The following is a 24,101-nucleotide window of genomic DNA, read 5'->3' on the forward strand; positions in this document are numbered from 1 at the left end:
CGCTCGATCTCATAGGCGCCACAGCCCTAACGGCATGCACCTATCAGCCGCAACCCTATCTACCCCACCACCACAAGACACCCATCCCGCCCAATGTGATACCGCTGCAGGTCCTGCGCCAAGGTCAGATGCCCGCTGTAATGCGCCAGTGCCTCCACACGGACATCGTCGATGCACGGGCTGCGCCGCGGATCGCCCTGGTAGCGTGCACTGAAATGCGTGAGCACCAGGTTGCGCACACCCGCCGCCTCGGCAAACCGTGCCACTTGCGCTGCTGTGCTGTGGCCGAAGGTAGCCCCCGTGCGCTCGACGACCGCCTGGGTAAAGGTCGCTTCGTGCACCATCACATCCGCGCCCTCGGCCGCCTCCGCCAACAGCTCGGGGTTGTCGTTGTCACCGCACACAATCACCCGTCGCGCCGGCCGCGATGCGCGCAGGTAGTCCTGGCCGTGCAGGGTCCGCCCCTCGTGCTCGACCGACAGCCCTTTGGCCAGGTCGCCCCACAACGGCCCGCGTGGAATGCCTTCGGCATCCAGGCGCTGCACGTCCAGGCGCGGTTCAGGGTTGAGCTCGGTGAACACGAAGCCCACGCTCGGCACCCGGTGCGACAGCTGCACGGTACTGACCTGCAGCGTCTCGCTACGCCAGTCAGTCAGGCTTTCAACGGCGAGCAGGCGCACCTCGAAAGGCAGGTAAGTGTCGCTGGCGGTCAAGCCCAGGCGCACCCAGTCATGCAGGGCGGCGGGCAGGATGATATCCAGCGGCTGGGTACGCCCGCTCATCCCAGCGCTGGCCAGCAGGCCGGGCAGGCCGAAGCAATGGTCGCCGTGTACATGGGTGATGAAGATGCCGCGCAGGTCGCGTATCGACAGCGGCGTCTGCAGCAGCCGATGCTGCGTGCCTTCGCCGCAATCGATCAGGTACCAGTGGCTGCCGCTGGCCTCGATGAGGGCCGTGGCACTGACGTTGCGTGCCTTGGTCGGCACCCCGGCGCTTGTGCCTAGAAACAGCAGGTCCATGATCAGGCTCCTTTGCTTCAGCCCAGCAGCGACAGGTCGCGCAACAACGCTTGCAGGCCCTGCGGCACAAGCGGGCCGATGCGGTCGAAGTCGGCGCTGTCGCACCACCGGGCGCGGAAGGGGCTGCCGTCGGACTCGCGGCCTTCTACCCAGGGCTGCTGGTAAAGGCTGGCGTCGTCGAAGCGTGCATCGAATACCTGCACAATCTCATGCCCCGGCGTATCGGCATAGTGGAACAAGCTCTCCAACGTGCCGAGCAACCGCACATCGCTGATCGACTGCCCCAGTTCTTCTTCGATTTCCCGGGCGATGGCGTCACGGCCCCGCTCACCAAACTCGATGCCACCCCCGAGTGGGCGGCACAGCGTCTGCTGCGTCACCGGGTCGTCGAAGACGTTGACCAGAATCTTCCCTTGGTGATGGAAAACGCACAGCGCCAGCGAGCGAATGCGCGGTTCGAGCAGCGGCTTGAGGAAGCTGCGTTCATAGCTGTGGATGAACCGTTGCTCAGTGGCCAGGGCGACTGCAGCGATGCATTCCGGGTCAGTCTCTGCCTGCTTGCGGTACTGCTCGTAGGCGGCCAGGCTGGAAAAACTGAACAGGCAGTAGGCGATGTTGTTGGCACCTTCGGCAGGCAGGAAATAGCCATGGTGCTTGCCGCCCATGCGCGTGACCAGGCGCATCCACAGGCGCGAATAGGCCTCGAAGGCCGGCAGCTGGTAAGGGTCGACGGTGTATTTGACGTGGCAGGTGATCAACGGCTCGTTCCTTCGAGGTGAGGCGGGGCGCACACCTTAGCCTGATTGCCCCGCGTCGTCGACGTGCCAGCCGTGCAGCGGGCTAGCCTTCCTGGCGCCAGATCAGCTTGCTGGTGTCGTAGCCTTGCTTGCGGGCAATCGACAGCAGTTGCTCGCGTTCCTGGTCGGTGATTGCCGGCGTGCGCGAGAGCAACCACAGGTACTCGCGGTTGGGGTGCCCGACCAGGGCCACGCGGTAGTCTTTGTCGTGATAAAGCACCCAGTACTCACCCTTGGTCAGGCCCGGTGCCAGCCGGCTGAACCAGTTGTCGAACTGCACCCAGAGCTTGTCAGTCTTGCCCGGTTGCTGGGCTTCGGCGATGCCCTTGGCCTCGTTCCACTGGCCGTCCTTTTCCTTGCAGCGGTTGTTGACGTCGATGCGCCCGTCCTCGCGCAGGCCGTAACGCGCTTCGGATTGCACGCAGTTGCGCTGGAAGAACATCGGCAGGCGCGCCAGCTCATACCAGGTGCCCTGGTAGCGTTGCAGGTCGACCTGCTGGGTGGTCGGCGGCGTGCGGTGTTCATCGTTCGAACCCGCGCAGCCGACCAGGGCAAGGGTCATGCAGGAAAGCATCAGTGCCGTGCGCATCGCCATAGCGAACCTCCTTGAAGCGGATGGGGATTTACCTTTGCTTCGATGCGGGCGTGGGGGAAAAGTTGTATCGAACATCCCCACGCCGCCAGGTTTTACAGCCAGTAAGTCACCGCCCACCAGCCCAGGCCACCCATGACCACGGTATAGGGCAGCGCCATCCACACCATGCGCCCATACGACAGGCGGATCAGTGGGGCAATCGCCGAGGTCAGCAGGAACAGGAACGCCGCCTGCCCATTCGGCGTCGCCACGCTTGGCAGGTTGGTGCCGGTATTGATTGCCACCGCTAGCGTCTCGAAATGCTCGCGGCTCATGCCGCCGTTCATGAAGGCCTGCTTGACCTCGGTAATGTAGATGGTGGCGACGAACACGTTGTCGCTGATCGCCGACAGCAAACCGTTGGCCAGGTACAGCATGCCCGGTTGTTGTTCGGCAGGCAGTGCCAGTACCCAGGCAATCAGCGGGCTGAACAACTGCTGCTGATGGATCACCGCGACCACGGCGAAGAACACCACCAACAGCGCGGTGAATGGCATGGCATCCTGGAAGGCGCGGCCCAGGCGGTGTTCGTCGGTGATGCCGGTGAACGCAGTGATCAACACGATCACCAGCAGGCCGATCAGGCCCACTTCGGCAATGTGCAGGCCCAGGCAGATGATCAGGATCAGCGCGGCGCTGCCTTGCACCCACAGCGCGGCACGCTGGGCCGGCGTACGGGCGGCGTCATCTTCGGCGGCGTAGGCAGCCAGCACCTGGCGCACGCGTTCAGGCATCAGTGTGCCGTAGCCGAACAGGCGCAGTTTTTCCAGCGCTACGCAGGTCAGCAGCCCGGCGCCGAGCACCGGCAACGACACCGGGGCGACCTTGAGGAAGAAGTCGGCGAAGTGCCAGCCCATCTCATGGCCGATCAGCAGGTTCTGTGGTTCGCCCACCAACGTGCACACCCCTCCCAGCGCAGTGCCGACCGCGCCGTGCATCAACAGGCTGCGCAGGAAGGCGCGGAACTGGTCGAGGTCTTCACGGTGCAGTTGCGGGATCTGCTGGTCGCTGTCGAGCGCGCTTTCTTCACGCGGGTTTGCACCCGAGGCAACGCGGTGAAAGACCGCGTAGAAGCCTACTGCAGCGCTGATGATCACCGCCGTGACTGTCAGCGCATCGAGAAAGGCCGAGAGGAACGCTGACAGCACGCAGAACAGCAGCGACAGGGCCGCCTTCGAGCGCACACCGAGCAAGATCCGCGAGAACAGGAACAGCAGCAGCTCCTTCATGAAGTGAATGCCGGCGACCATGAACATCAACAGCAGGATCACCGGGAAGTTGTGCAGCAGCTCTTCGTACAAGGCCTGCGGGGTGGTCATCTCAAGCAGCAGTGCTTCGACCAGCAACAAGCCGCCAGGCATCAACGGGTAGCACTTCAGCGCCATGCCCAAGGTGAAGATGAATTCGATCACCAGCACCCAGCCTGCTGTGACCGGGCCTGCAGTCAGCAGCAGCAAAGGGTTGAGCACCAGGAACAGGCCGATGACAGCCTTGTACCAAAGCGGTGACTGGCCCAGGAAGTTGTGGGCGAGCGCGCCGGGCAGGGAGCGGGGCATGAATATGTATCCTTATGATTCAGCGATGGCGCACGGTGCCGGATCGTGCCGACTTAGGCAAGATTTGCCGTCCTGCTTTTGGCACAAGTGCGGCCTGCTGGCTGGGTTAACATCCTGCGTCATGACCCTTTCCCAGCAGGAGTGCCGCCCGTGACCGAGTACAGCGCGTTCAAGGTTGAACTGACTGATAGCATCGCCCACGTCCAGATCAACCGCCCCGAGAAAGTCAACGCGATGAATGCTGCCTTCTGGGAGGAGATCATCGACATCTTCCAGTGGGTCGACGACACCGATGCGGTGCGCGCCGTCGTCATCAGCGGTGCGGGCAAGCATTTCTCTGCCGGCATCGACCTGATGATGCTGGCCTCGCTGGCCGGCCAGTTGGGCAAGGACGTTGGCCGTAATGCGCGCTTGCTGCGCAGCACCATCCTGCGCCTGCAGGCGTCGTTCAATGCCGTCGACAAATGCCGCAAGCCGGTGCTGGCGGCAGTCCAGGGCTACTGCATTGGGGGCGCCATCGACCTCATCTCGGCGTGCGACATGCGCTACTGCAGCCAGGATGCGCAGTTCTCGATCAAGGAAATCGACATGGGCATGGCCGCCGATGTCGGCACGCTGCAACGTTTGCCACGTATCATTGGCGACGGCATCATGCGCGAGCTGGCATTCACCGGGCGCAACGTCGAGGCCGATGAGGCGCTGCGCATCGGCCTGGTCAACCGGGTCTATGATGATCAGGCCGCGCTGCTTGACGGGGTCTTTGCCATCGCCCGTGAGATTGCCGCAAAATCGCCGATCGCCGTGGCCGGCACCAAGGAAATGCTCAGCTACATGCGTGACCATCGCATTGACGATGGCCTGGAATACATCGCCACCTGGAACGCCGCGATGCTGCAGTCCGAAGACCTGCGCGTGGCCGTGGCGGCGCACATGAGCAAACAGAAACCGACGTTCGCCGACTGACTGGGTCGGGGGGCGCGCAGCAAGGAACCCCGACATGTCAGCACGCTGGACTACCGCAGTACTCGACCCGCAGATCACCGGGGGCTTGGCCGTCGCCCGCAGCCCGGAAGGGTTCCTGGTGGACGACAACGGCGCGCTGTTCCCCCGCGAATGGCTCAAGCGCCAGGACCTGGACGTGCTGTGCGAGCATGGTATCGGTCACTTCGATGGCGAGCCGGTGTTCCTGCTTGAGCTGCGCAGCGCCACCGACCTGCCGGGTTGCAGCTGGCGCGGCCTGCGCGCGTTCATGCTCGAAGGCGACTTCGACCTGTACAAGGTGCTGGGTTATGCCGCGCAGATCGGTACCTGGGCACGCGAGCACCGTTTTTGCGGCAGCTGTGGCCAGGCGATGACGCAAATCCGCTGGGAGCGGGCGATGTACTGCCAGCCGTGCGACCTGCGCAGCTACCCGCGCATTTCGCCGAGCATGATCGTGTTGGTCACCCGCGGTGACGAGATCCTGCTGGCCCGCTCGCCGCGTTTCGTCACCGGTGTCTACAGCACCTTGGCGGGTTTTGCAGAACCCGGCGAGTCGGCCGAGGATTGCCTGGTGCGCGAAGTGCGTGAAGAGGTGGCGGTCGAGGTGCAGAACATCCGCTACGTCGGCAGCCAGTGTTGGCCGTTCCCGCATTCGATGATGCTAGGGTTCCATGCCGAGTACGCAGGTGGCGAGATCGTCATGCAGCCGGACGAGATCGAGGATGCCCAGTGGTTCAGCGTGCATGACCTGCCGCCGCTGCCGGCTGGGCGCTCCATCGCCCGTCACCTGATCGATTTGTACGTGGCTGAACGCTTAGGCCTGCCCGAACCAGTGCTGCCACGCTAGGCGCACGGTAAGCGCCAGCACCACGGTGATGAAGACCGGGCGGATGAACTTGCTGCCGCCGCTGATCGCCGTGCGTGCGCCGAAGAACGCACCCACCATCACCGACAGGCCCATGCACAGGCCGACGACATAATCCACCTGCCCGGAAATGATGAACACCGTCAGCGCTGCGATGTTGCTGACGAAGTTCATGCTGCGCGCCACACCGCTGGCGCGCACCAGGTCGATCGGGTACAGCAGCAGGGTGCTCACGGTCCAGAACGCGCCAGTGCCGGGGCCTGCCACGCCATCGTAGAAACCCAGGGTGAAGCCTTGGGGGACCTGCCATTTCTTCTTGATCGGTGCGTCGGCATCCAGCGGCGCCTTGGGCGTGCCGCCGAACAGCAAGTAGACGCCGCAGGCGAAGACCACGACTGGGAGCATCTTGTTCAGCCATTCGGCGGGCAGGTAGTGGGCGATCACTGCACCTAGCGAGGCGCCTACCAGGGTGGCGAACAACGCCGGGCGCCACTGCGCGGGGTGGAACAGTTTGCGCTTGTAGTAAGTGAAGCCGGCCGTGGCCGAGCCGAAGGTGGAGCTGAGCTTGTTGGTGCCCAGCACCAGGTGTGGCGGCATGCCGGCGGTGAGCAGGGCCGGGGTGGTGAGCAGGCCGCCGCCACCGGCGATGGCGTCGATGAAACCGGCGACGAAGGCGACCAGGGCCAGGATGAGTAGGGTGAGGGGTTCTACGGTGAGTTCGAAGGGCATGGGAGGCTTTCAAGCTGGAGGGCAGGCTGCGGCACACGACCGCTAGAGAGTAGCCATGATAATGGTTAGTACGCGCAGCTGTCAGTCTCTGACTTTATGCCTGCCATTTAAAATCCAAGTGCGTTGCTTTCGATCGGTTGGTAATAGCACTCGATTATTGTTATCTACGGTTTTCGTACCGCTGAGTTTTCTTCGTTTGGGGGGGGGGTGTCCTTCGTTTGGGGGGGATGTCGAGAAATAAAATTGTGTAGCCTGTATTCATATTTTGTACGTTTGGCTCTATTGCCCTCTGCTCGAAGGTGATCGTCGAATGATAGGTGGCTTGTGTTGTTGCGGTCGTCAATATTTAGCGGTAAAGAGTCCTCGGGTTCAAATTTCTTTCTTTGATTGGTGGCGTGGTCGTTGGCTTTTGTGAATTGATTATCGAGTTCGGGGATTTTGGCAATAGCCTTGAAGTGCTTTGGCTCTGCATTAGGGTGCTCAAGGATATAGCCATATTTTTCTTTTAGCTCAGCATTTGTTTTCAGTGCTGTCGTAGCGTCTTCGTGATAATCAGGCTTCGTTTTCTTGGATGGCGCCGTTGTGGATGCTCCTAATCTCCCAATTGAATCTTTGATCTTTCCCCATATATGTCCTGAAGGATCATGGCGGTTGATAGGATCACCCACACAATAGCCGTAAGCATTGAGTGTTCGATTCTTGAATGGGCTGAAGCTGTCAGGGGAGAGGAACCGCATCATTTGTGGGTTAAATCCCCGGTAACCATTGCCAAGGAGATAGCAGTTGGTGAGGTCATCGTAGCGCTGCCCAGTAAATCCCATAAGAGGGGCAGTGCTGTGGGGGGGCTTGCTGTGTCCGTATGCCGTATACGCGAGCGCGTGAGTACTGTGGCGACGGGAATGGTTCAGTACCGAAGATTGTAAGTCCACGGCCAATAATGAAGTTCTGTCCGAGCGTCCCTCTGAGCGTCGCTCGGCCAAGGGCGTGTTTGAAACTGAAAGCACCGTCACTGCATGATCACTGGCAATTTGCGAAGCCAGTTGACCATTCTTGTAGAATAAATGCTGCTGTCTGTTCTGAAACATGGTCAGCCTGCGGCGCGGAGCGTAATTAATTAGGCTACCCTCAGGCAACGTGGGCTCGCGCGCAACTGGTAGAAATGCCAGTTGCCTACAGGCGCAAGATAGGTGTGCCGACAGTGTTAGCCCTTTCGCGGGCAAGCCCGCTCCCATAGGTTTTCACTGGTTCGAAGGCAGTGAAAGTCGTGTGTGGGCTTGCCCGCGAAAGGGCCGCTACAGGGGGTTACATCAGCTCCGTATAAACGCCAGCAAATCCGCATTGATCACATCGGCATGGGTGGTCGGCATGCCGTGCGGATACCCTTTGTAGGTCTTCAGCGTGCCATTAGGCAGCAACTTTGCCGACAACGGGCCCGCGTTCTCGTAAGGCACGATCTGGTCATCGTCACCGTGCATGACCAGCACCGGTTGGGTGATGCGCTTGAGGTCCTCGGTGAAGTCGGTCTGCGAAAACGCCACGATGCCGTCGTAATGGGCCTTGGCACTGCCGATCATGCCTTGGCGCCACCAGTTGCCGATGATGCCTTCCGACGGTTTGGCCCCGGGCCGGTTGTAACCGTAGAAAGGCCCCGTGGGCACGTCGCGGTAGAACTGCGCCCGGTTACTCGCGACCTGGGCCTGGAAGCCGTCGAAGACCGACTTGGGCAGGCCGCCTGGGTTGCCGGGTGTCTGCACCATCAGCGGTGGCACTGCGGCAATCAGTACCGCCTTGGCCACCTTGTCGCCGGGGTAGCGTGCCATGTAGCGCACCACTTCGCCGCCACCCGTGGAATGGCCGACATGCACCGCGCCCTGGATGCCCAGGTGGTCGACCACGGCGGCTACGTCATCGGCGTAGTGGTCCATGTCATGGCCATCCCACACCTGGCTGGAGCGCCCATGGCCGCGGCGGTCGTGGGCGACTACGCGAAAGCCCTGGGCCAGGAAGAACAGCAACTGGGCATCCCAGTCATCGGCACTGAGGGGCCAGCCATGGTGGAAGTGAATGACCGGCGCGTCGCGCGGGCCCCAGTCTTTGTAGAAGATCTGAACGCCATCCTTCGTGGTTACGTAGCTCATGGTCGCGTCTCCTCTGTGCAGGGGATTGCCAAGTGAGCTATTGAGAATAGGAGAGATTTCTGTGTTGTCAGTACTGGCCTCTTCGCGAGGCAAGCCCGCTCCCACAGGTATGGACCGTCTTTAACCTGGTCGTAAACCTGTGGGAGCGGGCTTGCCCCGCGAAAGGGTCGACACTGGCAATCAAGCCATTACAGGAACCAGCGGTACTCCCTGGCGCTGACTTCTTGCATGAATGCCAGGTGGTCTTGCCGCTTGTTCTCGCAATACACCATCACGAATTCTTCCCCCAGCCCCTCATTCACTGCGGGGTGGCTGCGCATCGCGGTGACTGCGCTGAGCATGTCCTTGGGAAAGTCGATGCCGCTGCTGCGGTCTTCGTTCAGCGGTGTGATCGGCTCCTGCGCCGCATCCAGCCCATGCTCCATCCCGCACAGGATCGCCGCCAGCACCAGGTACGGGTTGGCATCCGCGCCAGCCAGACGGTGCTCAATGCGCAAATTGCGAACATCGGACTCGGGAATGCGTATGCACGCATCGCGGTCTTCATAGCCCCAGCTCGCACGGCTGGCGGCGTTGACCATGGCGCCGTAGCGACGGAACGCATTGTGGTTGGCTGCAAAGATCGGCATGCAGTGCGGCAGGACCGCCAGGCAGCCCGCCACCGCATGGCGCAGCGGGCGTTGCCCATCGGCAGCCAGCAGGTTGTTGCCGTCGTTGTCGTACAGGCTGACGTGTACATGCATGCCGCTACCAGGGGCGTGCAGGTAGGGTTTGCTCATGAATGAAGCACGCAGCCCGTGCTTGAGCGCCACGCCACGGGTGCTGCGGCAGAACAGGGCAGCCCAGTCGGCGGCGCGCAGGCCGTCGTCGCAGTGGCCGAAATTGATCTCGAACTGGCCCGGCCCCAGCTCGGCCGTGATGACGTTGGCATCCACCCCTTGCGCGTTGGCCGTTTCGACCATGTCGCGCAGCACGTCGCTGAAGCGCGACAGGCGCTCGATGTGCATGTTGGGTTGATCGTCCGGGTCATCGCTGAACGGGTCGCGGGGGAACTGCGGCAGCCCTTCCTTCAGTGCCCGCTCGAACAGGTAAAACTCCAGCTCGAACGCCACCACCGGGCGAATGCCACGCCGTGCCAGGCGTTGCAGTACGCGGGCGAGCACTTCCCGGGGCTCGAACTCGATGGGGGCGGCGGTGCCGTCGGAGCTGATCAGCATCTGCCCCAGTGGCTCGCGCTCCCAGGTGACTGGTTTGAGGGTGCCGGGGATCAGGCGCCGCACGGCATCTGGGTCGCCGTCGCTGAAACAGTAGTCACCGATCGGGAACAATCCGCCCTGTACCCCTAGCAACACGCAGTTCTGCGGTAGTTTCAGCGGGCTGCCGGCGGCGACCTTTTCCAGCATGTCGACGGGGTAGCGCTTGCCGTAGAAATGCCCGGGGATGTCCAGGCTCAGCAGGTCGACATGGCGTACTTCGGGGTAGCGGGCACGGAAGGCGCGTACTTCACTGAGCAGATCGGGAAAACCTGTTGTGATGGTCATGCTGTGCTCTCATCGGAAGACCCAGAGAACCCGGGTCGTCTGGTCGGTCAGGTTGGCGTAGCGGAATTGGCTGTGCGGCGGCAGCTGAAAACTGTCGTTGCGCCGGAGTGTGACGGCCTCGGCGTGGCCATCGCGCCACAGCGTCAGCTCACCTTCGAGGACGAAACCGCCTTGCTCGGAACTGTCGTTCAGGTGCCCCTCGCCACTGCTGGCGCCGGGCGCCAAGTGGCTTTCGAGCATGGAAAAGCCGCCATTCAAGGTAGGCGACACCAGCACGTCGCTGATGCCTTCGGCGTAGTAAATGGTGCGCCGCTCGCCCGGTCGGGTAACCCAGTCCAGCGGCCGGGGTTGGCCGGCCTGGTAGAAGTAGGTGGTCGGCACGTGCAGTGCTTCGCTGATGGCGGTCAGGTCGGCCACGGTCGGCCGTGACAATCCGCGCTCGACCTGGGACAGAAACCCCAGTGAGCGCTTGACCTTGCCGGCCAGCTCGTCGAGCGTCAGCCCGCGGTGCTTGCGCAGGTCGCGAATCAGCAGCGCCAGTGTTTGGACTTCATCAGACATGGTCGCGCAACCTGTACCAAGCCTTGGCTGCGGCTTCCAGCGGTGCGGCCATCAAGTCGCCGCCTGGGAAGCGGCCGTTATCGATACCTTGGTACAGCGCCAGCAGGTCATCGTTGCCAAGGATCGCATCGCTGACCGCCCGCGCCCCGGCCAGGGTCGGCAGCACGCCGTGGCCCGAGAAGCCTTGTAACCAATAGCGCTCGCCGTCCCGGCCGATATCGGGGGTGCGCTGGATGCTGCAGTCGATGTGGCCGCCCCAGGCATAGTCGATGGCCACGCCGGCCAACTGCGGGAACACCCGTTCAAGGTAGGGGCGGGTGGCGCTGGCCACATCCTTGGGGATGCCGCCCAGGTAGGTGCAGCCGCCGCCGAACAGTAGGCGGTTATCGGGGGTAAGGCGGAAATAGTCGGGTACGAACTGGTTGTCGATCACGCAGCTGTTGCGCGGCAACAATGACTTGGCGACGTTAGCTTCCAGGGGCGCGGTGGCGACTTGGTAGGAGCCGACGGGCAGCAAGCGGCGCGACAGGGCCGGGTCGAGGCGGTCGATGTACGCGTTGCAGGCCAGTACCAGGATTTGGCTGTGTACCTCACCATGCTCAGTGCGGGTCACATAACCGTTGCCGGTCTGCTGGTAGCCGAGCACCTGGCTCTGCTCGAAAATGTGGCCACCGGCTGCCTCGATATTGCTGGCAAGGCCTTGGGCGAGCTTGAGGGGGTTGAGGTGGGCGCCTTTGGCGTCATACAGCGCGGCTTGGTAGCGTGGGCTGTCGATCCACTGGGGCAGCTCGTCGCGCCCTATCAGGCGCAGGGCGTCATAGCCCCATTTGGTTTCGGCGTCGTGCAGGGCTTCTTCAAGCATTTTTACGCGGCGCGGCAGCACGGCTGTCCACAAGCTGCCAAGCCGGTAGTCGATATCGAAACCATGGCGCTGTGGCAGCTCACGCATTTCATCGGCGGCCCAGCACATGCTGTCCCACAGGCGCCGGGTGCGTTCTACGCCAAGGGCCTTCTCCAGCGGTGGCATGTCGCACGACCAGCCCAGCAACGCCTGGCCGCCGTTGCGCCCGGAAGCGGCCCACGCCACACGGCTGGCTTCCAGCAGCGTGACACGCTTGCCGGCCATGGTCAGTCTCAGGGCGGTGTGCAGGCCGCTGAAACCTGTGCCGACAATGAGGATGTCGGTGTCGTGGCGGCCTTGCAGGGTGGGGCGCAGGGGAATGCGGGTGGGGTAGGTCTGGGCGTAATAGCTGGCGATGTGTTGCGCGGATTGCTTGAACATGCTGGTGCCTCATGAAAATTATTATGATTATTTTCATGAAAATTTAGCATGTAAATTTCACGGCGCCAGTTCGTTGGTCGGGTTTTGTGGTTTACCTGTGTTTTGGTGCTGCCTGTGACGGCCTCTTCGCGGGCAAGCCCGCTCCCACAGGTACTGTGCAGGCTTCAGGTCGCTGCCTTTTTACGAGGTTGCCTTGGCTTGCCTGCGGTCGGTTTGCTCCCAGTGGCTTTGCTTTTACCGCCGCCCCGGCGCTTCTTTTTCCAAGGTGGCGCGGCGCCGGCCGCTGGCGCGGTAATGGTCATGCGCATGCCACTGCAGCGTTCGACCAGCTTGCCCATCCAGGCCGACTGCCGGGCGACGAACTCTTCCAGGCTCATTTCGCCGCTCTGCACCATGTCCAGGGCCTGCTCCCAGATGGCCGTGGTCCCAGGGTCGGCAATGGCCCTGGGTACGGCGTCGATGAGGCTGAAGGCTGCGGGCGTCGCGGACAAGGCCTTGCCGTTCTTGACCAGATAACCACGGTCGAGCAAGCCCTGGATGATGCTGGCCCGTGTCGCTTCGGTGCCGATGCCGGTGGTTTCCTTGAGCTTCTGCTTCAACCGCGGGTCATCTACCAGTTTGGCGACGTTTTTCATGGCCTTGATCAGGTCGCCTTCGGTAAAGGGCTTGGGTGGCTGGGTCCACATGTCCTTGAGTTGCAACCCTTGCACGTTGCAGTCCTGGCCTTCGCGCAGGGCTGGCAGAACCTGGGCCGGCGGCGCCTCGCGGCCTTTGGCCGGGGCCAGCGCCTCGGGCAAGGCACGGCGCCAGCCAGGCTCGACGATCTGCTTACCCACGGCACGCAAGGCATGGCCTGCACAGTCGAAATCCGCCTGGGTGCGGTCGTACTCGTGGTTGGGCAGGAACTGCGCCAGGTAACGGGCACGAATAAGGGTATAGACCGCCTTGTACTTGGCGGGCAGGCGCGAGGGGTCGCTGGCCGCGGCAGTGGGGATGATGCCGTGGTGGGCGCTGACCTTGGCGTCGTTCCAGGCGCGGGAGCGTCGCTGGGGCTCCAGGTGAGCCTGCAGCGGCGCTAGGCTGCCATCGGCGCGCTGCAGAGCGGCAAGGGTGGCGGGGGCCTCGGCGTGCTGGCTCAGCGGCAGGTAACCACAGTCGCTACGCGGGTACGTGATCAGTTTGTGGGTTTCGTACAGGGCCTGGGCGATGTCGAGGGTTTCCTGGGCGCCGAAGCCGAACTTCTTTGAGCACAGCTCCTGCAGGGTGCCCAGGTCGAAGGGCAGGGGGGCGGCTTCGCGTACGCGTTCAGTCGCCACCTTGGCCACGCGGGCAGTGCCCGCATTGCCCATGTCGGCGGCAGCCTGTTGCGCCAGCGCCTGGTTGAGGCACCGGCCCTGGTCGTCACAGGCATCTTCCGGGGCCCGCCACTGAGCGTTGAAGCCCTGGCCAGCCTGTTCGAGTTGCACGTCGATGGCCCAGAACGGTACCGGGACGAAGTCGGCGATGCTGCGATCACGGTCCACCACCAGGCGCAGGGTCGGGGTCTGTACCCGGCCTACCGGCAGTACGCCCTGGTAGCCGGATTGGCGCCCGAGCAAGGTGAACAGCCGGCTCATGTTCATGCCGATCAGCCAGTCGGCGCGGGAGCGGCCCAGCGCCGAGTGATAAAGGCTGAAGGTTTCCTGGCCCGGCAGCAGGCGTGCCAGGGCCTTGCGGATGGAGGCGTCATCAAGGGCCGACAGCCACAGGCGCTGGATCGGCCCGCGGTAACGGCAGTGCTCGACCAGTTCGCGGGCGATCATTTCGCCTTCGCGGTCGGCGTCGGTGGCGATGACCAGCTCGCGCGCCTCGCCTAGTAGGCGTTTGACGGCCTTGAACTGGCTGGCGGTCTTAGGCTTGACCAGCATCTTCCATTTTTCGGGAATGATTGGCAGGTCGGCGAGGTTCCAGCGCTTGTAGCGTTGGTCGTAACTGTCGGGCGGGGCGGTTTCGAGCAGGTGGCCGATGCACCAGGTGACGCAGACGTCGGTGCCTTGCCAGCAGCCGTCGGCCTTGCGGTTGGCGCCGAGCACTTTGGCGATGTCTTTTGCCTGGGAGGGTTTTTCGCAGAGGAACAGGCGCATGGCCGAGCACGCTTCATCGGGGGTGATGGGTACTAGGATGCGCAAGCAGGGGCGCAGAGGCAAGTTTTATCTGGATGGATGTACAGGTTTTTGTCAGTGGAGATGTATTGTCTTTGCTGGCCTCTTCGCGGGGCAAGCCCGCTCCCACAAGCCCTCCACTGCATTCAGGATCAGTGCAAGACTTGTGGGAGCGGGCTTGCCCCGCGAAGGGGTCAGTGAAACCACTGCTTATGGATCAGGCGCGCGAGTCGCGCACCATGTCCACATGCGGGATGCCGGCTTCAAGGAACTCTTCGCTGACTACGCGAAAGCCCAAGCGCTCGTAGAACGGCGTGGCGTGTACCTGGGCACTGAGCATCTGCTGCTTCAGGTCGCTGTTCTGGGCCTCGACGATGACTGCATTCATCAGTGCATCGCCAACCTTCAGGCCGCGCCAGTCCTTGAGCACCGAGACCCGGCCAATGGTGCCGTCAGGCAGCAGGCGGGCGGTACCGATCGGGTAGTCACCCTCCAGGGCCAGGAAGTGCACCGCGGTCGGATCGTCCGAATCCCACTCAAGCTCCGGTGGTACGTGCTGTTCGGCAATGAACACCGCCTCACGGATGCGGCGGATGTCGGCGTTGTCCTTATGCCAGTCGGCGAGGCGCACACGAATCTTATTCATTGGCGAATCCCAGGCTTCCTTGTTTGATCAGCTGCTGTACCAGCATAAGGCCATCTTCATCCTGCAGCCACTCTGCAAGGTTTTCGATGTGTAACGCATCGGCAGCACAGACCAGCTTCAGCAGCTCACGCAGTTTGGCCGGCAACGGGCAGCTGCGGCCGCTGGCGAACAGCATCAGGTCGTCGTTGAGCTCGGACCAGGCCATGCGCGCGCTTGGGTTGCGGATCAGGATGGCGCCATCTTCCAGCGCTTCGATCAGCTGTTCCTCAGTGAGCTCTTCACCCACGACCTGCTCCGGGTAGCGCGGCTCGGTCATGAACTGGCCGAACCAGGTCAGCAGCAGGTCTTTGTCACCCATGTGCTTGTCGAGCAGGCCTTTGAGGCGGTCGAGGGCGTCGTGCTGGATCTGGTGCGGGTCGCTGACCGGCTGGGCGTCGGCGTCGCTGTAGCGCTCTTCGTCCGGCAGGAACTGGCCGAGGAAGTCGGTGAAGTGGGTCAGCACTTCGGCAGCGCTTGGCGCGCGGAAGCCGACCGAGTAGGTCAGGCAGTCGTCTTCGGCTACGCCGTAGTGGGCCAGGCGCGGCGGCAGGTAGAGCATGTCGCCAGGTTCCAGGGTCCACTCACCGCTCTGTTCGAAGTCGGCGAGGATGCGCAGGTCGGCGTGCTCGATCAGCGGGCTGTCGCTGTTGCACATCTGGCCGATCTTCCAGTTGCGCTTGCCGTGGCCTTGCAGCAGGAACACGTCGTAGTTGTCGAAGTGCGGGCCGACGCTGCCACCCGGGGCTGCGAAGCTGACCATCACGTCGTCGATGCGCCAGCTGGGCAGGAAGCGGAATTCTTCCAGCAGTTCGGCCACTTCCGGGACGAACTGGTCCACGGCCTGTACCAGCAAGGTCCAGTCACGCTCGGGCAGGGTGGCGAAGACTTCTTCTTCGAACGGGCCGCGGCGCAGCTCCCACGGGCGCTCGCCGTGTTCGAGCACCAGGCGCGATTCGACTTCTTCTTCCAGCGCCAGGCCGGCCAGTTCGTCGGGCTCGATCGGGCTGATGAAGTCGGGGAAGGCCTGGCGTACCAGCAGGGGCTTCTTCTGCCAGTAGTCGCGCATGAATTCGCGGGCCGAGATGCCGCCCAGCAGCTGCAGTGGAGTATCAGGATTCATGTTCAACCTATTGAAAAAACGTAATTTTCGTCCGGGAATAAAAACGCCCGGCTAAGCCGGGCGTTGAACGCGACGGTCAGCTTAGATGCGTTTGGCCTGCGCTGCCGCGTTACCGATGTAAGTGGCAGGGGTCAGCTGCTTGAGCTCGGCCTTGGCGTCGGCTGGCATGTCCAGGCCGTCGATGAAGGTCAGCAGCGCCTCAGGGGTGATGCCCTTGCCACGGGTCAGCTCTTTGAGCTTCTCGTACGGGTTCTCGATGTTGAAGCGGCGCATGACCGTCTGGATCGGCTCGGCCAGGACTTCCCAGCAGGCGTCCAGGTCGGCGGCGATACGTGCGGTGTTGACTTCCAGCTTGCCGATGCCCTTCAGGCTGGCTTCGTAGGCGATGACGCTGTGAGCGAAGCCCACGCCCAGGTTGCGCAGCACGGTGGAGTCGGTCAGGTCGCGCTGCCAGCGCGAGATCGGCAGCTTGCTGGCCAGGTGCTGGAACAGCGCATTGGCGATACCCAGGTTGCCTTCGGAGTTCTCGAAGTCGATCGGGTTGACCTTGTGCGGCATGGTCGACGAGCCGATCTCACCGGCGACGGTCTTCTGCTTGAAGTAGCCCAGGGAAATGTAGCCCCAGACGTCGCGGTCGAAGTCGATGAGGATGGTGTTGAAGCGGGCGATCGCGTCGAACAGCTCGGCGATGTAGTCGTGCGGCTCAATCTGCGTGGTATACGGGTTGAACTGCAGGCCCAGCTCGTCTTCGATGAAGGCGCGGGCGTTGGCTTCCCAGTCGATCTGCGAATAGGCCGACAGGTGGGCGTTGTAGTTGCCCACGGCGCCGTTGATCTTGCCCAGCAGTGGCACGGCGGCTACCTGGGCGATCTGGCGCTCCAGGCGGTACACGACGTTGGCCAGCTCTTTACCCAGGGTGGTCGGCGAAGCCGGTTGGCCGTGGGTGCGCGACAGCATCGGCACGTCAGCCAAGGCGTGGGCCTGGGAACGGATGGCGTCGGCGATCTGGCGCATCAGCGGCAGCAGCACGTCGTCACGGCCAGCGCGCAGCATCAGGGCGTGGGACAGGTTGTTGATGTCCTCGCTGGTGCAGGCGAAGTGGATGAACTCGCTGACCTTGGCCAGCTCAGGCAGTTGGGCAGCCTGCTCTTTGAGCAGGTACTCGATGGCCTTGACGTCGTGGTTGGTGGTGCGCTCGATTTCTTTGACGCGTTCGGCGTGCTCGAGCTTGAAGTCGGTGGCCAGGGTGTCCAGCAGGGCGTTGGCTTCGGCGGAGAACGCCGGCACTTCGCCGATCTGCGGGTGGGCGGCCAGGCGCTGCAACCAGCGCACTTCGACCAGGGCGCGGAAACGGATCAGGCCGTATTCGCTGAAAATGGGGCGCAAGGCCTGGGTTTTGCCGGCATAACGGCCGTCTACAGGGGAAACCGCAGTGAGCGAGGAAAGCTGCATGGGGTGTTCTCGGACAGTCAGGCTTTTGGAAGGGCGCATATCATACATGAAAAAAGCGCCCGGGTCGGGTGGCTGACCAAAGGTCGGGCCTATAAAAACATCTCGCAGTGCCTTTGTGGGAGCGGCCTTGTGTCGCGAAAGGGCTGCGCGGCAGCCCCGGCAATCTTGAGTCAGGCCTGAGAGGCTGGGGCTGCTGTGCAGCCCATTCGCAGCGCAAGGCTGCTCCTACAAGGGTCGGCGTTGCCTTCAGGAAGGCGTACGCATCATGTCGTACAGTTCGTTGAGCAGCTTGCGACGGCTGAACACCAGCTGCCAGCGATGGCCGCCCAGCTGGCGCCACAGGCGCGCGGCGCGGATGCCGGCCAGCAGCAGGGCGCGGATTTTGGAGGCATTGCTGGCCTGCTGCAGGAAGCGCATGTCGCCGTGTACCTGGATACGCTGGCGCAAGGTGCTCAGGGTGTCCTGGTACAAGGCGCCACTGGAGGCGATGACGTTTTCATGAACCAGGCCAAAGTGGTCGGCCTGTGACTGGATTTGCGGCAGACGGTTGCCGATGGTGTCGAGCAGGTCGCCGCGCTTGGCCAGTTGGCGTTCCAGGCCCAACATGGACAGGGCATAGCGCAGGGGCTCGCGCTGCAGGCTGCTGGGGTCGCGCTCCAGGGCGCCGACCAGGGCGCGGTAGCCGTCCCGCAGGTTGAGGTCGTCACCGCCGAACACCTCCAGGGTGTCCTTGGGGTCGCGCACCAGCAGACTACCCAGCATGCAGCCGATGTTGGCCTCGCTGGCCTGGCCGGTGCGGGCGATGCGGTCGACCAGCACGGCGGCCTGGAACACGCCGCCCAGGGCAATCAATTGCTCCTGCAGGTTGCTCATGCGCGCGGGCTCCAAGGCTCGGCAGTCTCGATCACGCCGCCGCCCAGGCACACCTCACCGTCATAGAATACCACCGACTGGCCTGGGGTGACCGCGCGTTGCGGTTCGTCGAACACGGCGCGGTAACCGCTCTCGGTCAGTTCCAGGGTGCAGTGCTGGTCGCTCTGGCGGTAGCGCACCTTGGCGGTGAGCTTGCGCGGGCTGCTGAGGTCGATCGGGTTGACCCAGTAGATTTCCGAGGCGAGCAGGGCGCGGGAGAACAGCCAAGGGTGTTCATTGCCCTGGCCGACCACCAACACATTGCGGGCCAGGTCCTTGTGCAGCACGTACCACGGCTCGTCGCCAGCGTCCTTCAGGCCGCCGATACCCAGGCCCTGACGCTGGCCGATGGTGTGGTACATCAGGCCATGGTGGCGGCCGATGACTTCGCCGTCGGTGGTCTGGATTTCACCGGGCTGGGCTGGCAGGTACTGCTTGAGGAAGTCGCTGAAGCGGCGCTCGCCGATGAAGCAGATACCGGTGGAGTCTTTCTTCTTGGCGGTGGCCAGGCCATGCTTTTCGGCAATGGCGCGCACCTCTGGCTTTTCCAGCTCGCCGACGGGGAACAGGGTGCGGGCGATTTCTTTGCCGCCAACCGCATGCAGGAAGTAGCTCTGGTCCTTGTTCGGGTCCAGCCCCTTGAGCAGTTCGGTGAGCGTGCCGGTGTCGCGACGGCGCACGTAGTGGCCGGTGGCGATCAGGTCGGCGCCCAGCGACAGGGCGTAGTCGAGGAACGCTTTGAACTTGATTTCGCGGTTGCAGAGGATGTCCGGGTTAGGCGTGCGGCCGGCTTTGTACTCTTCGAGGAAGTGCTCGAAGACGTGGTCCCAGTACTCGGCGGCGAAGTTGGCGGTGTGCAGCTTGATGCCGATGCGGTCGCACACGGCCTGGGCGTCGGCCAGGTCTTCACGGGCTGTGCAGTATTCGGTGCCGTCGTCCTCTTCCCAGTTCTTCATGAACAGCCCTTCCACCTGGTAGCCCTGCTCCATGAGCAGAAGGGCGGAGACGGAGGAGTCCACGCCGCCGGACATGCCGACGATGACGCGGGTCTTGGCGGGGTCTTTGAGTGCTGGGCTGGTCATGGCTACCGATGTGTATCAGAGGGGAAAAACGCCGATTCTATCAAACCCGAGGCTGCACGTCAGTCGCGCAGCAGCGTGAGGCTGTGCAGCGGGCCGGCGAGGTAGTCGTCGAGGCAGCGCGGCACCAGCTCGCTGCGCCAGCGGGTGGGGTCGGCCAGCAGCTCGTCGCGGGTCAGCCAGACGGCGCGGACGATGTCGCTGTCCAGTGCCAGGTCGGCATGGTGGCGCACGGGGCGGGCGGCGAAGCAGATGCGCTGATAAGTCACGCCATTGCTGGGGGCGGTGTACAGGTAGATGCCGACCACGCCGGTCAGTTCGACTTCCCAGGCGGTTTCTTCGAGGGTTTCGCGCAGGGCGGCCTGGGGCAGGGTTTCGTTGGGTTCGAGGTGGCCGGCGGGTTGGTTGAAGACGTGCTGGCCGGCTTTGAATTCTTCGACGAACAGGAATTTACCTTCGTGCTCGACGAGGGTGGCGACGGTGATGTGGGGTTGCCAGGTCATTGAAGTGTCCTTGTCGATTGCCGGGACCGCGTTGCGGTCCATCGCCGGCAAGCCAGCTCCCACAGGTGATGCATAAAACTCAGGGTATGCACATTGCCTGTGGGAGCTGGCTTGCCGGCGATGGGCTGCAAAGCAGCCCCCAAGATCCAGAAAGCACAAACCCCGGTGCGTGGCCGGGGTTTGTGGGGTTACTTCAAGCGGACCTTACAGGGCGGCAATGGCGCTGTTGAAGGTCTGGCTTGGGCGCATCACCTTGGCGGTCAGCTCGGCATTCGGGGCGTAGTAGCCACCGATGTCGGCCGGCTTGCCTTGAACGGCGTTGAGCTCGGCGACGATGGTCGCTTCGTTCTCGGCCAGGGCTTTTGCCAGCGGTGCGAAGCGCGCCTGCAGGGCGGCGTCGTCAGCCTGAGCAGCCAGGGCCTCGGCCCAGTACAGGGTCAGGTAGAAGTGGCTGCCGCGGTTGTCGATACCGCCGACTTTGCGCGAAGGCGACTTGTTGGTGTCGAGGAACTTGCCGGTGGCCTGGTCCAGGGTGTTGGCCAGGACCTTGGCGCGCGGGTTGTCGTAGGTGTTGCCCAGGTGCTCCAGGGAAGCGGCCAGGGCCAGGAATTCACCCAGCGAGTCCCAACGCAGGAAGTTCTCTTCAACCAGCTGCTGCACGTGCTTCGGTGCCGAACCGCCAGCGCCGGTTTCGAACAGGCCACCGCCGTTCATCAGCGGGACGATCGACAGCATCTTGGCGCTGGTACCCAGCTCCATGATTGGGAACAGGTCGGTCAGGTAGTCGCGCAGCACGTTGCCGGTCACCGAGATGGTGTCCTTGCCTTCGCGGATGCGAGCCAGGGAGAACTTGATGGCATCGACCGGTGCCAGGACACGGATGTCCAGGCCAGCGGTGTCGTGATCCTTCAGGTACTTCTGGACTTTCTCGATCATCACGCCGTCGTGGGCGCGAGCCGGGTCCAGCCAGAACACCGCCGGGGTGTTGCTCAGGCGGGCACGGTTGACGGCCAGCTTGACCCAGTCTTGGATCGGCGCGTCTTTGGTCTGGCACATGCGGAAGATGTCACCGGCTTCGACGTTCTGCTGCAGCACGACCTGGCCTTTGCCATCGACCACACGAACCACGCCATCGGCCTGGATCTGGAAGGTCTTGTCGTGGGAGCCGTACTCTTCGGCTTTCTGCGCCATCAGGCCAACGTTCGGCACGCTGCCCATGGTGGTCGGGTCGAAGGCACCGTTGACTTTGCAGTCTTCGATGGTGGCCTGGTAGATGCCGGCGTAGCAGCGGTCCGGGATGATCGCCTTGGCGTCTTGCAGCTCACCGGCTGTGTTCCACATTTTGCCCGAGTCACGGATCATGGCCGGCATCGAGGCGTCGACGATGACGTCGCTCGGCACGTGCAGGTTGGTGATGCCTTTGTCGGAGTTGACCATGGCCAGGGCCGGGCGAACGGCGTACAGGGCCTGGATGTCGGCTTCGATCTCGGCCTGCTTGTCAGCTGGCAGGTCCTTGATGCGGGCGTACAGGTCGCCGATGCCGTTGTTGGCGTTGAAGCCTACTTCAGCCAGTGCAGCGGCGTGCTTGGCCAGCACGTCGTTATAAAACTCTTCGACGATGACGCCGAACATGATCGGGTCGGAGACCTTCATCATGGTGGCTTTCAGGTGCACCGACAGCAGCACGCCGGAGGCCTTGGCATCGGCGATCTGCTCGGCGATGAAGGCTTTCAGGGCTTTGCGGCTCATGGTCGCGCAGTCGACGATTTCGGCAGCCTTGACCGCGGTCTTGGCTTTCAGGACGGTGGTGGTGCCGTCTTTGGCGACCAGCTCGATGCGCAGGCTGTCGTCAGCCTCGATCAGGGCGGCCTTTTCGCTGCCGTAGAAGTCGCCTTGGGTCATGTGGGCAACGTGCGACTGCGAGTCGGCAGCCCAGGCGCCCATCTTGTGCGGGTGCTTGCGTGCGTAGTTCTTGACCGACAGCGGCGCGCGGCGGTCAGAGTTGCCTTCGCGCAGTACCGGGTTAACCGCGCTGCCTTTGATGCGGTCGTAACGGGCTCGAGATTCTTTTTCGGCCTCGGTGGACGGCTCGTCGGCGTAGTCAGGGATGTTGAAGCCCTTGCCTTGCAGTTCCTTGATCGCGGCCTTGAGCTGCGGTACCGAGGCGCTGATGTTCGGCAGCTTGATGATGTTCGCTTCAGGCGTGGTAGCCAGTTGGCCCAGTTCCGCCAGGTGATCGCCTACTTGCTTCTCGGCGCCCAGTTGCTCCGGGAATGCCGCGAGGATACGGCCGGCCAGGGAGATGTCGCGAGTTTCGACGGCGATGTCAGCGGAAGCGGTGAAGGCTTCGACGATCGGCAGCAGCGAGTAGGTGGCGAGGGCGGGGGCTTCGTCGGTGAAGGTATAGATGATCTTGGAACGGGTGGGCATGCGGGTTAACTCTCTATGTGCTGAGCGTACTCGAGTCTCGAGGTGCGCAGGGTAGGCGCTTCGCCCTGGCGACGCCATGAGCGGAAAGTCGAGAGGCTGCGAGCGGTGATGGTGGATGCATCAGTCGAGCGTCAAGTGCTGAGCTGCGGTAACAGCCCAGGCTTTGTGGCCGTTCTTGGCCAAGGGCGAGCCGCATTTTCCTAGGGATCGCCCCAATGACCCTTCGGTCGCGGCGGAGTATATCAAACCCTTTGGGCTAATCAGCAAGGCCAAGTGACATCGGCGCCATTTATAAGACCAAAGACGTAGGGGCAATGTGGCGCGATGTCGCAGCCCTTGCAGGTCAGCAGATGTGGTTTAGGCTCATTGGATTGCAGGATGTCCAATCACACCCGAAAGCGGAGTAGTGCAAGCATGGGATACCAGAAAATCAAGGTTCCGACCGACGGCACCAAGATCACCGTCAATGCAGACCATTCGCTCAATGTGCCCGATAACCCCATCATTCCTTATATCGAAGGCGATGGGATTGGCGTCGATGTCTCGCCGGTGATGATCAAGGTCGTGGACGCCGCCGTGCAGAAGGCCTACGGCGGCAAGCGCAAGATTGCCTGGATGGAGGTGTACGCGGGCGAGAAGGCCACCCAGGTCTATGACCAGGACACCTGGCTGCCGCAGGAAACCCTTGATGCGGTGCGCGAGTACGTGGTGTCGATCAAAGGCCCGCTGACCACGCCGGTCGGGGGCGGTATCCGCTCGCTGAACGTGGCGTTGCGCCAGCAGCTTGACCTGTACGTGTGCCTGCGCCCGGTGGTGTGGTTCCAGGGCGTGCCGAGCCCGGTGAAAAAACCGGGCGATGTCGATATGGTGATCTTCCGCGAGAACTCCGAAGACATCTACGCCGGCATCGAATGGAAAGCCGGCTCGCCCGAGGCGAACAAGGTGATCAAGTTCCTCAAGGAGGAAATGGGCGTCACCAAGATCCGTTTCGACCAGGACTGCGGTATCGGCGTCAAACCCGTTTCCCGCGAGGGCACCAAGCGCTTGGTGCGCAAGGCTCTGCAATACGTGGTGGACAACGACCGCGAGTCGCTCACCCTGGTGCACAAGGGCAACATCATGAAGTTCACCGAAGGGGCCTTCAAGGATTGGGGCTACGAGGTGGCCCGTGACGAGTTTGCTGCCGAGCTGCTCGACGGCGGCCCCTGGATGAAGTTCAAAAACCCCAAGACTGGGCGTGAGGTCATCGTCAAGGATGCCATCGCCGACGCCATGCTCCAGCAGATCCTGCTGCGCCCAGCTGAATACGACGTGATCGCCACCCTCAACCTCAATGGCGACTACCTGTCCGACGCCCTGGCGGCAGAGGTGGGTGGTATTGGCATTGCGCCGGGTGCCAACCTGTCGGATACCGTGGCCATGTTCGAGGCCACCCACGGCACCGCGCCCAAGTACGCCGGGCAGGACAAGGTCAACCCGGGTTCAGTGATTCTGTCTGCAGAGATGATGCTGCGCCACATGGGCTGGACCGAGGCGGCCGACCTGATCATCAAGGGCACCAATGGCGCGATTGCCGCCAAGACCGTGACCTATGACTTCGAACGCCTGATGGACGGGGCGACGCTGGTGGGCAGTTCGGGCTTTGGCGATGAGATGATCAAGCATATGTGAGGCAA

At 62.9% G+C, this 24,101-nt stretch carries 21 protein-coding genes and 1 pseudogene; 3 read left to right on the top strand and 19 right to left on the bottom strand.

Features of this window, described 5'->3' with window-relative positions; all coding sequences use genetic code 11:
• Positions 1-59 precede the first annotated feature (59 nt).
• The 5 genes and pseudogenes from MFF34_RS24845 to nhaB all read right to left on the bottom strand — a co-directional run bounded on the left by MFF34_RS24845 (position 60) and on the right by nhaB (position 4,006).
• A complete protein-coding gene (locus MFF34_RS24845; RefSeq protein ID WP_238217092.1) occupies positions 60-1,019 on the bottom strand; it encodes an MBL fold metallo-hydrolase in 960 nt (319 codons plus the stop codon).
• A gap of 17 nt (positions 1,020-1,036) precedes the next feature.
• On the bottom strand, positions 1,037-1,483 hold the full coding sequence (locus MFF34_RS28395; RefSeq protein WP_238217318.1) for an NUDIX hydrolase: 447 nt from the start codon (positions 1,481-1,483) through the stop codon (positions 1,037-1,039).
• Positions 1,478-1,777: pseudogene (locus tag MFF34_RS28400) on the bottom strand (NIPSNAP family protein); the annotation flags it as partial. The pseudogene MFF34_RS28400 and the gene MFF34_RS28395, both read right to left, overlap by 6 nt.
• Before the next feature lie 82 nt (positions 1,778-1,859).
• On the bottom strand, positions 1,860-2,411 hold the full coding sequence (locus tag MFF34_RS24860; protein WP_099428804.1) for a lipocalin family protein: 552 nt from the start codon (positions 2,409-2,411) through the stop codon (positions 1,860-1,862).
• Between the two features lie 92 nt (positions 2,412-2,503).
• Positions 2,504-4,006: a sodium/proton antiporter NhaB gene (gene nhaB, locus MFF34_RS24865; protein WP_186681223.1), complete on the bottom strand. Its 1,503-nt coding sequence runs from the start codon at positions 4,004-4,006 to the stop codon at positions 2,504-2,506.
• A 150-nt stretch (positions 4,007-4,156) separates the two neighbouring features.
• On the opposite strand from nhaB, the gene MFF34_RS24870 reads away from it, so the two are divergent.
• Together MFF34_RS24870 and nudC are read left to right on the top strand one after the other, a co-directional pair.
• The gene (locus MFF34_RS24870) at positions 4,157-4,969 is read left to right on the top strand and encodes a crotonase/enoyl-CoA hydratase family protein (RefSeq protein WP_099428805.1); all 813 of its coding nucleotides are present in this window, start codon (positions 4,157-4,159) and stop codon (positions 4,967-4,969) included.
• Between the two features lie 34 nt (positions 4,970-5,003).
• Positions 5,004-5,834: an NAD(+) diphosphatase gene (gene nudC / locus MFF34_RS24875; RefSeq protein ID WP_238217094.1), complete on the top strand. Its 831-nt coding sequence runs from the start codon at positions 5,004-5,006 to the stop codon at positions 5,832-5,834.
• On the opposite strand, the gene MFF34_RS24880 is transcribed toward nudC, so the two are convergent.
• The 14 genes from MFF34_RS24880 to MFF34_RS24945 all read right to left on the bottom strand — a co-directional run bounded on the left by MFF34_RS24880 (position 5,802) and on the right by MFF34_RS24945 (position 22,425).
• Complete coding sequence (locus MFF34_RS24880) at positions 5,802-6,581, bottom strand: TSUP family transporter (protein WP_027592751.1); 780 nt, start codon at positions 6,579-6,581, stop codon at positions 5,802-5,804. The genes nudC and MFF34_RS24880 overlap by 33 nt on opposite strands.
• Before the next feature lie 164 nt (positions 6,582-6,745).
• Complete coding sequence (locus MFF34_RS24885) at positions 6,746-7,666, bottom strand: RHS repeat-associated core domain-containing protein (RefSeq protein WP_238217096.1); 921 nt, start codon at positions 7,664-7,666, stop codon at positions 6,746-6,748.
• Positions 7,667-7,888: 222 nt separating this feature from the next.
• A complete protein-coding gene (locus MFF34_RS24890) occupies positions 7,889-8,719 on the bottom strand; it encodes an alpha/beta fold hydrolase (protein WP_238217098.1) in 831 nt (276 codons plus the stop codon).
• A gap of 188 nt (positions 8,720-8,907) precedes the next feature.
• Positions 8,908-10,254, bottom strand: a complete 1,347-nt coding sequence (locus MFF34_RS24895; RefSeq protein ID WP_238217320.1) for a glutamine synthetase family protein — start codon at positions 10,252-10,254, stop codon at positions 8,908-8,910.
• 15 nt (positions 10,255-10,269) lie between these two features.
• Positions 10,270-10,821, bottom strand: a complete 552-nt coding sequence (locus MFF34_RS24900; protein ID WP_027592747.1) for a helix-turn-helix domain-containing protein — start codon at positions 10,819-10,821, stop codon at positions 10,270-10,272.
• The gene (locus MFF34_RS24905; protein ID WP_238217100.1) at positions 10,814-12,103 is read right to left on the bottom strand and encodes an FAD-binding oxidoreductase; all 1,290 of its coding nucleotides are present in this window, start codon (positions 12,101-12,103) and stop codon (positions 10,814-10,816) included. The genes MFF34_RS24900 and MFF34_RS24905 overlap by 8 nt, the downstream gene beginning before the upstream one ends.
• Positions 12,104-12,267: 164 nt before the next feature.
• Positions 12,268-14,226, bottom strand: coding sequence for a DNA topoisomerase III (locus MFF34_RS24910; RefSeq protein ID WP_238217322.1), 1,959 nt, complete (start codon positions 14,224-14,226; stop codon positions 12,268-12,270).
• A 235-nt stretch (positions 14,227-14,461) separates the two neighbouring features.
• Positions 14,462-14,890: a GNAT family N-acetyltransferase gene (locus MFF34_RS24915; protein ID WP_027592744.1), complete on the bottom strand. Its 429-nt coding sequence runs from the start codon at positions 14,888-14,890 to the stop codon at positions 14,462-14,464.
• Positions 14,883-16,049 carry a cupin domain-containing protein gene (locus MFF34_RS24920; protein WP_027592743.1) on the bottom strand — a complete coding sequence of 389 codons (1,167 nt, stop codon included), beginning with the start codon at positions 16,047-16,049 and terminating at the stop codon, positions 14,883-14,885. Before MFF34_RS24920 ends, MFF34_RS24915 begins: the two co-directional genes overlap by 8 nt.
• Before the next feature lie 81 nt (positions 16,050-16,130).
• Positions 16,131-17,501: an adenylosuccinate lyase gene (gene purB / locus MFF34_RS24925; protein ID WP_238217102.1), complete on the bottom strand. Its 1,371-nt coding sequence runs from the start codon at positions 17,499-17,501 to the stop codon at positions 16,131-16,133.
• Positions 17,502-17,747: 246 nt separating this feature from the next.
• On the bottom strand, positions 17,748-18,374 hold the full coding sequence (gene hflD, locus MFF34_RS24930; protein ID WP_027592741.1) for a high frequency lysogenization protein HflD: 627 nt from the start codon (positions 18,372-18,374) through the stop codon (positions 17,748-17,750).
• Positions 18,371-19,495 (bottom strand): tRNA 2-thiouridine(34) synthase MnmA, encoded by a 1,125-nt coding sequence (gene mnmA / locus MFF34_RS24935; protein ID WP_238217105.1) that lies wholly within the window; start codon positions 19,493-19,495, stop codon positions 18,371-18,373. Before mnmA ends, hflD begins: the two co-directional genes overlap by 4 nt.
• A gap of 59 nt (positions 19,496-19,554) precedes the next feature.
• Complete coding sequence (locus MFF34_RS24940; protein ID WP_027592739.1) at positions 19,555-19,995, bottom strand: NUDIX hydrolase; 441 nt, start codon at positions 19,993-19,995, stop codon at positions 19,555-19,557.
• Positions 19,996-20,199: 204 nt separating this feature from the next.
• Positions 20,200-22,425: an NADP-dependent isocitrate dehydrogenase gene (locus tag MFF34_RS24945; RefSeq protein ID WP_027592738.1), complete on the bottom strand. Its 2,226-nt coding sequence runs from the start codon at positions 22,423-22,425 to the stop codon at positions 20,200-20,202.
• A gap of 414 nt (positions 22,426-22,839) precedes the next feature.
• On the opposite strand from MFF34_RS24945, the gene icd reads away from it, so the two are divergent.
• Positions 22,840-24,096 carry an NADP-dependent isocitrate dehydrogenase gene (gene icd, locus MFF34_RS24950; protein ID WP_186703741.1) on the top strand — a complete coding sequence of 419 codons (1,257 nt, stop codon included), beginning with the start codon at positions 22,840-22,842 and terminating at the stop codon, positions 24,094-24,096.
• The last annotated feature ends 5 nt before the right edge of the window (positions 24,097-24,101 follow it).

Origin of the sequence: Pseudomonas sp. PAGU 2196, from assembly GCF_022179005.1 — a bacterium.
GTDB lineage: Bacteria > Pseudomonadota > Gammaproteobacteria > Pseudomonadales > Pseudomonadaceae > Aquipseudomonas > Aquipseudomonas kermanshahensis.